7 protein-coding genes are annotated in these 12389 nt (G+C 55.3%); 3 read left to right on the top strand and 4 right to left on the bottom strand.

Features of this window, described 5'->3' with window-relative positions; genetic code table 11:
- Positions 1-8 precede the first annotated feature (8 nt).
- Positions 9-6539 carry an AIDA repeat-containing protein gene (locus GA0061071_RS17465; RefSeq protein ID WP_088236886.1) on the bottom strand — a complete coding sequence of 2177 codons (6531 nt, stop codon included), beginning with the start codon at positions 6537-6539 and terminating at the stop codon, positions 9-11.
- 31 nt (positions 6540-6570) lie between these two features.
- Entirely contained in the window at positions 6571-7827 is a 1257-nt protein-coding gene (locus GA0061071_RS17470; RefSeq protein WP_088236887.1) for an autotransporter strand-loop-strand O-heptosyltransferase, read from the bottom strand.
- Between the two features lie 873 nt (positions 7828-8700).
- Here GA0061071_RS17470 and GA0061071_RS23775 point away from each other — a divergent pair.
- The 3 genes from GA0061071_RS23775 (at position 8701) to GA0061071_RS17480 (ending at position 10783) form a co-directional block, all read left to right on the top strand.
- Complete coding sequence (locus GA0061071_RS23775) at positions 8701-8811, top strand: hypothetical protein (RefSeq protein WP_420843405.1); 111 nt, start codon at positions 8701-8703, stop codon at positions 8809-8811.
- A 14-nt stretch (positions 8812-8825) separates the two neighbouring features.
- Entirely contained in the window at positions 8826-10238 is a 1413-nt protein-coding gene (pykF, locus tag GA0061071_RS17475) for a pyruvate kinase PykF (protein WP_088236888.1), read from the top strand.
- A 308-nt stretch (positions 10239-10546) separates the two neighbouring features.
- Positions 10547-10783 carry a major outer membrane lipoprotein gene (locus tag GA0061071_RS17480; RefSeq protein WP_007374746.1) on the top strand — a complete coding sequence of 79 codons (237 nt, stop codon included), beginning with the start codon at positions 10547-10549 and terminating at the stop codon, positions 10781-10783.
- Positions 10784-10849: 66 nt separating this feature from the next.
- Here GA0061071_RS17480 and ldtE read toward each other — a convergent pair whose 3' ends face one another.
- Together ldtE and sufE are read right to left on the bottom strand one after the other, a co-directional pair.
- Entirely contained in the window at positions 10850-11866 is a 1017-nt protein-coding gene (gene ldtE / locus GA0061071_RS17485; RefSeq protein ID WP_088236889.1) for a L,D-transpeptidase LdtE, read from the bottom strand.
- Between the two features lie 99 nt (positions 11867-11965).
- Entirely contained in the window at positions 11966-12382 is a 417-nt protein-coding gene (gene sufE, locus GA0061071_RS17490) for a cysteine desulfuration protein SufE (RefSeq protein ID WP_088236890.1), read from the bottom strand.
- Between the last annotated feature and the right edge of the window lie 7 nt (positions 12383-12389).

Genomic DNA, 12389 nt, shown 5'->3' on the forward strand with positions numbered 1-12389 from the left:
CCTGGCGATCAGAATCCGACTTTCAGCGTGATTTGACCGCCGTAACCGCCGGTGCCAGCGTCGTTGATGCTCCGGGTATAGCCTGCCCGCACACCGAGGGTAACGTTATCGCGGATCTGTCCATCGATACCGACATCCAGTGCTGCCGCTGTCCCGTCCTGATCCGGATTAAATGCGACCTCGCTGCCTGCTACGCCTGGCGCGTTGACGTTCAGCGTGCCCTTCGAATCGAAGGTCTGGATAAAGGATGGACGCACCCACCAGCTTACCGGTACGGGTTTGCCTGTCTCTTTCAGCGTCGCGTTATTGCCCAGACGCAAACCAGCACGTACCTGCTGGCTGTGACCGTCGCCGAACTGCACGTTTGCAACGTCATCATTACCCTCTTTAAGGTTCACTCCGCGATACTGGTACTGGACCTGCGGTTCCAACACCAGGCCGCCGCCAATCTCAAACGGCAAACCGGTTTCGACGGAGCCAAGGTAGCCCCAGCCGTGGGTTTTCAGGCCATCTCCGTCGCGCGGGTTGGTATCGAAGTTGTGGCGTGTCCCCTGGGCTACCACATCCATCCACCAGCCACTCTCATGCACACCGTTGAGGTAGAGGCCGCCGCTGTAAGCGTCGTCGCGTACCGTACCGGCTTTCGACTTGTTGTTGCGCTGCACGTCGACGGCAGAAAGTCCCGCCGCACCGTACACGCCAACGGTCCATTCCATGGTGGAGGCCGATCCCTGCCACAGATCGCTACCGATCTGCAGGAAGGTATAGCCGCCTTTACTGTCCGGCGTGTTGCCGCTACGCAAATCATTGCTGCCGTGATCGTGGCTCATCTGGCCGGCCTGGAAACGGGCCCACATGTTGCTACCACTTTCGGCTGCGGTACGCGCCGCATAGCGACGTGCATCCAGCGAGCCGAGCAGCGCACTGTCGTAGTCCATAGCCTGAGCATAGATGGAGTTATAGAGATACATTGCCGAACGGTAGTTCTGCGGGCCGTTCTCGTTGCTACCCGCATCAGCAGTCGTCAGATACCAGCTTTGGTCGGCGCTGCCCTGTTGCAGGGTGTAGTTATATGCACCTGCCTGCAGGCTGCCGCTGAGACTGAAGGCATCATCGGTCGTAGTCGCACCGTTGATGGCATTCACCACCTGAATGCCGTTGCCGGTAGTACGTGCACCCAGACCGCCCTGACTGCGGATGGCGATCTGTGTATTACCGGTCGCTGTACCGCCGTCCAGCACCAGGCTGTCACTCACAGCGGTATTGCCGTTAAACAGGGTGTTCAGGGTAATGGTGCCACCATTGCCTACCAGATTGGTGACGGTCAGGGTTTTCGGAACGAAGGTCCCGGTCGGTGCCTGGAAATCTATCGAGCCGCCGAGTGTCAGGTTATTGAGCAGGGAGTTAGCAGTCATCAGCCAATTTGAACCGGCATCAATGGTCAGATCTGTCGGGTCTATCATCCCGGTCAGCGAGGTGCCGTTGGTCAGCTGTAGTGAGGTGCCGCGCTGGGCGATGATGTCGGTCACGGCATCCAGCCCGCTGAACACCAGGGTACCGCTCTGCAGATAGGTACCCCCAGATTGATCAAGCACACCGCTCAGGGTCAGCGTGTTATCACCTTCTTTATACAGCGTACCGTTGCCGGAAATGGCCGCGTTAATGGTGTTGTTGCTGGTATCAGTGGTGATATGCAGTTCGCCGCTGTTGTTAACGTTACCGGCAAGCGTAGCGCCGTCGTTGACTTGGGTTACCCCAGTCAGCATACCGCCCTCGGCAACGCTCAGCGTACCGTTCTCGCTTACTACGGTATTGTTGGCAGTGCCGTCTGCAGCAACCAATAGTAGGCCGCCATTTTCAAGCAGTACGTTTTCCGCAACACTATTGGCAATGGAGAAACTGCCAAGCGCGTTGGTGCCGGTGAGCGAGGTGTCAGTGCCTGCCATCAACGCTGCGCCGCTATTGAGGTTGATATTGGTGACCGTTGCGCCATCTTCCAACGCCAGTATGCCGCCGCGCTCAATCGCTGTCAGATCCGCCACGCCCCCGGCGCGAACGAACTGGGCGCCGCCTTTGCTAACAGTAGTAGCAATAGCCGTGCCGCCGAAACTGACGCTTTGGGTGCCATTTTCACTGACGGTGGACGAGGCGACGGTGCCGCCCTTATTGACCACCTGATCACCCACCACCATATTGTCGATAACGATCGCGCCGTCATTAACGTTCTGGATCCCGCCTTCACGGATGATAGTGGAGATGACCGTCCCGCCGCTGCTTACGTTCTGGGTGCCGCCATCGTTAATGGTGGTGCTAATGGAGGTCCCTCCGTTAAGCACGTTCTGGATCCCGCCGGCCTGGATGACAGCAAGTACCGATGAACCCCCGCTGTAGATATTCTGGATGCCGCGCTCGTAGAGCGTCGTGCGAGTCGCGGTCCCGCCCCGGTAGATATTCTGCACGCCGTTCGCGGAAAGTTCGGTATCAACCGCACTGCCGCGCACATTCTGCTGGCTGGAGTTGATCATCGAGGTTTTCACCGCCGTTGCACCCGCAGCGATATTCTGCACCGCAAAATTATCCATCAGGGTGTTTTCCGCGCGCCCACCGCTGTAGAGGTTCTGGATGCTGTTGCGGTTACGGGTATCGGTCACCACTGCACCATCATAAATACCCTGCACTGCACCGTCGCTTAGCACAGTAGAGGTCGCGGCACCTCCGTCATAGATGCGCTGCTCTGCATTGGTGATTTCCGACCCGGTGGTAGTGCCGAAGACCTCTTGAATGCCGCCATCAATTACCACAGAGACTTCAGCATTGGCGTTTTTGTTAATCACCTGACGCCCGCCGTTTTTCACGATGCTGACAATCGAGGTTCCGTCAACCACTTGTAAACCGCCATCAATAAAGGTGAAATCAGTAACGCCGCCTGAGGCAACGTTTTGTCTGCCGCCAGTGGAGATGGTCCCACCGTAGGTGTAACCGCCCGAATTAACGTTCTGTACCCCCCCTTTCTCGACGCGTGTTTCAAAGGCTTGCCCGCCGCTGCCGATATTCTGCGTACCGCCCAGCAGGCGCGCAGCAAAGGATTTTGCGCCGTTATTGATGTGCTGCTCACCGCCGTTCAACACGGTGGAGATCGCCACTGCGGCGTTGCTGAGGATCTGCGTTCCGCCAGCGTTAATGACGCTCTGGCGTGACCAGCCGTACGGGTCAACGATTTGCAGGCCACCGTTATTAATCACCGCGTCGAACGATTGCCCGTCGACACGCTGTACGCCGCCGCTGTTAATCAGTGTGCCGCTGGCCTGACCGCTCTTGGTCACCAGTTGTACCCCGCCGTCGCTGATGCTGGTGCCAGACGCAGAGCCTTCTACCAGTTGAGTACCACCGCCGAACACCGTGCCGTCAGACGCCGCCCCACCGAGGCTGATGTGCTGCACACCGCCGCTGTTCACCGTGGTGCCTGCCGCCAGGCCACCTTTATTCACCAGTTGGGTACCACCGTTGCGCACCACCGCCGACGTCGCGTTGCCATCGACGCTCTGCACACCGCCGCTGTTGATCAGGGTGCTGACCGCTTTCCCGCTGGTGGTGACGATCTGATAGGCGCCATCATTCAGGCTGGTACCCGACGCCGTACCCGCCACCACCTGTTTTCCGCCGCCGAAGATGGTGCCACCAGCCGCCGAGCCGCCGAGATTGATATGCTGCAGGCCGCCGCTGTTCACCGTGGTGTCTGTCGCCAGGCCACCCTTATTCACCAGTTGAGTGCCGCCGTTGCGTACCACCGATGAGGTGGAATCGCCGTCCACGCTCTGAACACCGCCGCTGTTGATGATGGTGTTGGTGGTTTTGCCGGTAGCTTGCACAATCTGCAGACCGCCATCGCTGATGCTGGTTCCGGACGCGGTTCCTGCCACCAGTTGTTTGCCGCCACCGAAGATGGTGCCATCAGACGCCGCGCCACCAAGGTTGATGTGCTGCAAACCACCGCTGTTGATGATGGAACCTGCAGCCAGCCCCCCCCTGTTCACCAACTGCACCCCGCCGTTGTTCACGACAGCAGAAGTCGCTGAACCATCAACGCGCTGCAGACCGCCGCTGTTGATGAGCGACCCAGTAGCAAGACCGCCCACCTGGACGTGCTGGATGCCGCCATCGCCGATGACCGTGTCATCCGCCAACCCGGCTACCTGCTGCGTTCCGCCCAGCAGTGTCGTTTTGGAGGCCGCACCGTTGGCACGCACAATCTGCACGCCATCTTTATCGACGCGAGTGTTGTTCGCATGACCGCCGCTGCGGATCACCTGTTTCCCGCCGGTGTAGACGATCGTGCCATTAGCCGTACCGTCAACATCCTGGAAACCACCGTCATAGATTTTGCTGTCAGTCGTTTTCCCGGTAACGTGAACCTGCTGCACACCCCCCGAGTCCACACGAGTGTTGGATGCCGTACCTTCAACAATCTGGGTGCCGCCAAACAGCAACGCATCCGAAGCAGCACCACCTTCGTTGATGTGCTGCAGACCACCGGAATTAACCAGCGAGCCCGTGGCAAGCGCGCCGGAGTGGATCAGTTGAACACCGCTTTCATTGACCACAGCGGAGATCGCCGTGCCGTCTACCGCCTGTGTGCCACCGCTGCTGATGATGGTGTCGGTGGCTTTACCGGTGGCCTGGACAAGCTGGTAAGCGCCGTCGTTGATGCTGGTACCGGAGGCCGTGCCGGCAACAACTTGCCGACCGCCGCCAAACACCGTAGTGTCGGACGCAGCGCCGCCTTCATTGATGTGTTGCAGGCCGCCGCTGTTAACGGTAGCGTTATCCGCCAGCCCGCCACGGTTCACCAGTTGGGTGCCGCCGTTATAAATAACCGATGAGGTGGCTGTGCCATCCACGCGCTGCAGGCCGCCATCGTTGATCAGCGATCCGGTGGCGCTACCGCCAACCTGCACGTGTTGTACGCCGCCTGCACCGATGATGGTGTCTGCCGCCACCCCCGCCAGTTGCTGAATACCGCCCAACAGCGTGGTGAAAGCAGTTGCCCCGCCTGAGAGCACATTCTGAATACCGCCACTGTTAATCACTGCGCTGGAGGCTGCACCGCCGCTGCGGACTTTCTGCAGACCACCGTCATTCACTTCTGCTGAAAACGAGACGCCATCGACATCCTGTTCGCCGCCGGCGTTAACTACCGCATCACTGCTCATGCCACTGGCGTGAATCTGTTGCAGCCCGCCGTTATTGATGACGGTGCCAGAGGCGGTGCCTTCTACCAATTGTGTGCCGCCGAGCAAAATGGCATCGGATGCCGCACCGCCTTCGCTGATATGTTGCAGCCCACCGGTGTTCACTACGCCGCCTGTGGCCAGCCCGCCGCGATTAATCTGCTGCGTACCGCCAGCATTGACGATAGAGGAGATGGCCTGACCGTCTACAGTCTGCGTGCCACGATTGTTGATGATGGTACCGGTAGATTTACCGGTTTTTTGCACCAGCTGCGCACCACCATCGTTGACGCTGGTGCCGGATGCGGTTCCCGCAACAACCTGGGTGCCGCCACCAAACACTACGCCGTCGGAGGCTGCCCCGCCCTGATTGATATGCTGAACCCCGCCGCTGTTCACGGCTGTGCCCGCCGCCAGCGCGCCGCTATGCACCAGTTGGGTACCACCGTCGTTGACAACTGCGGAGATCGCGGTGCCGTCTACGGTTTGTGTGCCGCGGTTGTTGATGATAGTACCGGTGGCTTTGCCGGTTTGCTGAACCAGCTGTGCGCCACCGTCGTTGAGGTGCGCACCCGATACCGTGCCGGCCACGACTTGCTTGCCGCCGCCAAAAATGGCGGTGTCAGCAGCGGAACCGCCGACGTTAACGTGCTGAACGCCGCCGCTGTTGACCGTCGCGTCCTGAGAAAAACCACCGCTGTTGATGAGCTGGATGCCGCCTGCGTTAATGACACCCTGAGCAGAATTGCCGTTAACGGCTTGTACACCGCCATTGTTAATAATCGTCTGGCTTGCCACCCCACTCTGTAGCACAGTTTGCACACCGCCAGCACCGACAATGGTGCCATTTGCCCTACCGGCGACCGCCTGCTTGCCACCGCTGTTAAGTTGCGAACCTGTTGCCGTCCCGTCCACTTCAACAATTTGTGCCCCGTCAGTGATAACGGTCCCGGTCGTCTGACCGTTCTGACGCACAATCTGCGAACCGCCATTCTGAACGCGGGTATCCACGGTCTGGCCGCCCGCCACTATCTGGGTACCGCGGTTGCCAATAGTATGGTTGGTGGCTAACCCACCGGTGCGCACGTTCTGTACCCCCTCCTGTACCACCTCATCCCGCGTCGAACCAGTGACATCCGGGGTGAACGCCATCGCCCCGCTGCTTGCAAACATGCCGCCCACCGCAGCCGAGATCAACACCGCGCCACTTGCACGCTTGCCTTTCGCCCTGGTCAGTTCTGAAACCACCACGAACGCCCGCTGAATGTCATTCCACACCAGCCGGTAACTGCAGTTAAGACTTTTCTTCATTTTAATGTCCTCGAAACCCTTCCCTCATCCGTCAGGCGGCGTGTTGATTGGGGTCTGCAAATGCTGTTGTTTTGATGCCAAAGGGATCGCTTTGCAGGGCAATCAGCCGACGAAGATGGCCGATGACCTGCTTGCCAGTGATAAAACGTGTGCATTCGTACTGGCGTTCCGTGCCTTTGTGGCGCGGACACCAGAAATAGTCCTGATGATCAAAATTAAACCGCACGTCATCCCAGCAGCCGTTGCAGACATGCGTGTTGATGACGCGCCAGGGGGTATGAAATTCGCTGTTAGGCAGGCTGAATCCACTGATTAGCACCACCGGAATACGGCAGCCCCAGGCAAGCCAGGAGAGACCGCTGCCGAGGCCGATAAAGAATTCGGCGTGCTCCAGCAGCGCCACGCGGTCTGCGAGGGGCAGATTGCCGGTGAAGTCTTCCGCGCCGTGGGGGATTTTGTTCCAAATGTAACCGCGCCCTACCACGCGCTCTTTGTCGATACACAGCACGCGGTAGCCCTGCTCTTTGAGATAGTCGATCACTTCATGCCAGCCGCTGCCGTTGTTCCAGAATTTGGCTTGGCTGGTGGACTGAGTCGCAATGCAGACGTAGGGTTCGGCGATACGACGTGAGCTACGCTGGCGCAGATCCGGAACGATTTCCGTGGGGTCGACACCGAGAATATGACCGGCGCTGCGGTGCAGACCAACGGCTCGAAAATCAAATGGTTGCTTGTTGAGATCGCCGTGAAAAAACAGCCCGACGCGCCAACTGGCATAGGGCGGCTCACTCACGCCCGGCCCGGTCTGCCAGGCTTCAGGAGTAAAACAATTGAGTTGTGGATAGACAGGTTTAAAAAGATCGACGATGGGCTGTGCCATGGTGCAATCAACGTTGCATTGGTACGTCTGTCGAAAGCGTTCGGCGTAAGGTACCCAGCCAATGAGATCGCCCAGCGTACCGCAGGGAAATGAGACCAGCACCTTTTTGCCATGCATATCCAGAACGTGATCCAGCACGGGTTCCGACTGAACACCGTCCCAGACTCGCAGACGAAACCGCACATAATACTTTTTTGTGCTGATCACCCAGCCCTGTGCGACATCGTCGGAAAAGAGGATATTTCCCGTTTCTTCATCGCTTATTTCTACCCGCCAGTTGCCGGGCGGTAACAGTAACCGGGCACCGTCATTAAAATCATACAGGATACCCATTGGCCCCTGCTGAGTAGGGAATTCTGGCGGTGAAATAAAAGCATATCCATGACCAACCACTGCGGAAGTCGTCATCGCCCAACCTTAATCATGAGTAAAAGCATTAAATAAGGCTGGCAGTAAATAATAATCAGGCACCAGCCGACCTCCGGATGCAATAATCCAGAGCGAATGTCTTCATAAATTTATTGAGTCTCGTTAAGAGTCGATTAATGGTAGTAATAAGGAGACTTATTGCAAATTCTTTCTAAAATTTAAGATCTTTGTATATCAATAACTTAGTTTTTTTATTGTATTTAGGCACCCTTCACTTAACATAGAAAAAACAACGAGTTAAATCTCAGGAAGAGCAAATATTTTAGGATTATCCTTAAAGCAAACTTAGTGCAAAAAAGTGATATCTACTGAAAATATGAAATATATCCGCGCCTTTTCAGGTAGCCTCTACGAGAATATATCCACCTCGCTAAGATCACAGATGGAGTAAAGCCAATCCGCCTCGCTAGTTATTTAAAAAGCGAGCCAACGCACTCTTTTTATTTAATTCTCACCTATGTATTTTTACGTCAAATAATAAACGGAACAATCCGATTGATTATTTTTAACGCAACAAAAATGTGAGAATAAATCAATCTGTATACACCAGAGAAATAACGTTGCCGTCGAGTGGGTCAAACTGATGTCAACACTATGGCCAGGCCCCATACCGCCTCGCTTATGCAACGGTTGCGCAATTTTGTGATAACGGTTACACAACAAAATGATGATGACGAGAAATTCGCATTTTGAAACAGCGTTTTTAATTCCTTTCTGTCAAGGTGGACGCTATAATGCCGCCATCCTAATTTGAATGGATTCAGCTGATTGAACTTTAAAACAAATAACTCACATCATTTTTTCCCCGAGCTGGCTGAATCTCAGGCACACATTACTCTGCACGCTTTTTTGATGTCACCTATCCTTAGGCTGTGGCATCGCTCTTTTCGCAACACAGGTTTGACTCCGGAGCCGTGCGCTACCCGGAGCGTGATTTCCATATCCTTCTCAACTCAAACTTAAAGACCAGAACTGTCATGAAAAAGACCAAAATTGTTTGCACCATCGGTCCAAAAACCGAATCCGAAGAGATGCTGGCGAAGATGCTGGACGCGGGCATGAACGTCATGCGTTTGAACTTCTCTCACGGCGACTATGCGGAACACGGCCAGCGCATCAAAAACCTGCGCAACGTGATGAGCAAAACCGGTAAAAAAGCGGCGATTCTGCTGGACACTAAAGGTCCGGAAATCCGCACCATCAAACTGGAAGGCGGCAACGATGTTTCGCTGAAAGCGGGCCAGACCTTCACCTTCACCACCGACAAATCCATTGTGGGTAACGCTGATACCGTTGCGGTGACCTACGAAGGTTTCACCACCGACCTGAACGTTGGCAACACGGTGCTGGTGGACGATGGTCTGATCGGCATGGAAGTGACTGCCATCGAAGGCAACAAAGTTATCTGTAAAGTACTGAATAACGGCGACCTCGGCGAAAATAAAGGCGTTAACCTGCCGGGCGTTTCCATCGCCCTGCCGGCGCTGGCTGAAAAAGATAAGCAAGACCTGATCTTTGGTTGCGAACAAGGCGTTGACTTTGTTGCCGCATCCTTTATCCGTAAACGTTCTGACGTGGTTGAAATCCGTGAGCATCTGAAAGCGCACGGTGGCGAACACATTCAGATCATCTCCAAAATCGAAAACCAGGAAGGCCTGAATAACTTCGACGAAATCCTCGAAGCATCCGACGGCATCATGGTTGCGCGTGGCGACCTGGGCGTTGAAATCCCGGTTGAAGAAGTGATCTTCGCGCAGAAGATGATGATCGAAAAATGTATCCGCGCGCGCAAAGTGGTCATTACTGCGACCCAGATGCTGGACTCTATGATCAAAAACCCGCGTCCGACCCGCGCTGAAGCTGGCGACGTGGCGAACGCCATCCTCGACGGTACCGACGCAGTTATGCTGTCTGGCGAATCCGCAAAAGGTAAATATCCGCTGGAAGCTGTGACCATTATGGCTACCATCTGCGAACGTACCGACCGCGTGATGACCAGCCGCCTGGACTTCAACAACGACAGCCGCAAACTGCGCATTACCGAAGCCGTATGTCGTGGTGCGGTTGAGACGGCTGAAAAACTGGAAGCCCCGTTGATTGTGGTTGCAACCCAGGGCGGTAAATCCGCACGCGCAGTACGCAAATATTTCCCGGATGCCACTATTCTGGCGCTGACCACCAACGAAGTGACCGCGCGTCAGCTGGTGCTGAGCAAAGGCGTTGTTGCGCAGCTGGTGAAAGAGATCTCCTCTACCGATGATTTCTACCGTCTGGGTAAAGAAGTGGCGCTGGAAAGCGGCCTGGCGGCCAAAGGCGACGTTGTGGTAATGGTTTCTGGTGCACTGGTTCCAAGCGGCACGACCAACACGGCCTCTGTCCACGTTCTGTAATATAGTCAAACATTACAGACTGATTAAAAAAGCGCCCTTGCGGCGCTTTTTTTATATTCCGGTAACCACTCAAAATAAAAAATCAAATCGGATTTCACTATTTAAGCCCGGCATTATCTAAGATGAATCCGATGGAAGCCTGCTGTTTTAACACGCGTTTTTTAACCTTTTATTCAAAGTCGGTGCTTCTTTGAGCGAACGATCAAATTTAAGGGCATTCCCATCAAAAAAATATTCTCAACATAAAAAAGTTTGTGTAATACTTGTAACGCTACATGGAGATTAACTCAATCTAGAGGGTATTAATAATGAATCGTACTAAACTGGTACTGGGCGCGGTAATCCTGGGTTCTACTCTGCTGGCTGGTTGCTCCAGCAATGCTAAAATCGATCAGCTGTCTTCTGACGTTCAGACTCTGAACGCTAAAGTTGACCAGCTGAGCAACGACGTGAACGCAATCCGTTCCGACGTTCAGGCTGCTAAAGATGACGCAGCTCGCGCTAACCAGCGTCTGGACAACCAGGCTCACTCTTACCGTAAGTAAGAGTTCCTGTGTTGAAATGGCGCACGTAGTGCGCCATTTTTTTTGCCTGCCATTCCCCTTCCTTATCTACTGCGTTATCGCCCTCTGTCCCGTTTCCGCATTCATTGCCGCGGCTTCTGCGCTGTTCTGCACCGATAACACACTTTCCGGATTCACCGCTGCGGATTTCCTCGACGCTACAGCAACCGGATAACCTGCGCGACGATTCAGCGCCTTCTCGATCAGCTTCTTGTCACCACCGGACTGGTTAATAAACGTAGCCAGCGCAGGAGAAAGCTGGATGGGCACCCGCTGAGTATCTTCTTCCACCGTCTGCGACAACGGACGATGAACTTCAATATAGTGCCTGCCATCGGGCTCCACGGCGTATTTCACCGGCTCGTTGATGATGGTCACCCGAGTCCCAGCGGAGACCTGAGCAAACAACGCCTGAATATCCGGCGCGCTCATACGCATACAGCCAGAACTGACCCGCAACCCGACGCTGTCAGGCGCATTGGTGCCATGAATGAGATATTCGCCATGACCAATGCCCAAACGCAGCGCAAAGCGACCCAGCGGGTTATGTGGCCCGGCGGGCACCACGGGTGGCAATTCAATGCCATTGGCCAGTGAGCGCGCACGTATGCCGACTGTTGGCGTCCAGGTTGGGTTAGGGATCTTCTGGCTAACTCGGGTCACAGAAACTGGCGTTTCCAGTCCTTGTTGACCGATACCGATCGGGTAGACCTGCACACTGTTTTTTCCCGGCGGGAAATAGTACAGCCGCAGCTCAGCCAGATTCACCACAATGCCCTCACGGGGCGTATCCGGTAACAGCATTTGCGACGGAATGGTCACCACCGTACCGGGACGAGGAACCGGCGCAATCGTGTCATTCGCCTCCAGGATCAGCATCGCTGCGGTATCAAAATGCCGCGCAATGGCCTGCAGATTTTTATCCTCCGCTCTGACGGTCCAGGTTTGATTTTCGCCAATGAGACGGCTGCCATCCGGCGGCAGAACGTATTCCGCTGCATGGGCCAGTTGTATAGCGCTAAAAGCGCCGAAAAGACATAAGGAAAGAAGAGACGCGCGTTTCATACTGACGTTCCTGTATTCACCGGCAGGCTGCCGGAAAGCTGAAAATCCATGCGAGACGGGGATCGCCTCGCGTAACAGGATGAAAGCTGTCTTTTGAGTTTAGCTAATGTTTGCCGCTTTGTTGCGTATCGCGCGGATCATTGCTTCAAGCCCTTGCGAGCGGGAGGGAGTAAGATGCTGGGTTAACGACAACTGTTCGAACCACGGACGCACATCAAAGGCCACAATATCCTGCGCTGTCATTTGCTGATAAAGCACAAACACAATGGCAATCAACCCCTTAACGATCGCGGCGTCGCTGTCGCCTGACAGTTCAATCACACCCGCGTCGTTGCGCTGCATGACGATCCACACCTGACTCTGGCAACCCTGAATAATGTTGTCCGGGTTATGGCCCTCCTCGCTCAGGTCCGGCAGGCGTTGTCCCAGTTCGATAATATAGAGATATTTCTCTTCCCAGTTGGCGCAGCGATTAAAATTGCGCAACAACTTCTCTTTATCCGGTAATGCAGCCATGTTCGCC

It is taken from the genome of Kosakonia oryzendophytica, from assembly GCF_900094925.1.
GTDB classification, from domain to species: Bacteria; Pseudomonadota; Gammaproteobacteria; order Enterobacterales; family Enterobacteriaceae; genus Kosakonia; species Kosakonia oryzendophytica.

Bases quoted from the DNA above. Each gene is read 5' to 3' on its own strand.
- pykF (WP_088236888.1), top strand. From the start codon at position 8,826: ATGAAAAAGACCAAAATTGTTTGCACCATCGGTCCAAAAACCGAATCC.
- GA0061071_RS17465 (WP_088236886.1), bottom strand. From the start codon at position 6,539: ATGAAGAAAAGTCTTAACTGCAGTTACCGGCTGGTGTGGAATGACATT.
- ldtE (WP_088236889.1), bottom strand. From the start codon at position 11,866: ATGAAACGCGCGTCTCTTCTTTCCTTATGTCTTTTCGGCGCTTTTAGC.
- sufE (WP_088236890.1), bottom strand. From the start codon at position 12,382: ATGGCTGCATTACCGGATAAAGAGAAGTTGTTGCGCAATTTTAATCGC.
- GA0061071_RS23775 (WP_420843405.1), top strand. From the start codon at position 8,701: ATGTCACCTATCCTTAGGCTGTGGCATCGCTCTTTTCGCAACACAGGT.
- GA0061071_RS17470 (WP_088236887.1), bottom strand. From the start codon at position 7,827: ATGACGACTTCCGCAGTGGTTGGTCATGGATATGCTTTTATTTCACCG.
- GA0061071_RS17480 (WP_007374746.1), top strand. From the start codon at position 10,547: ATGAATCGTACTAAACTGGTACTGGGCGCGGTAATCCTGGGTTCTACT.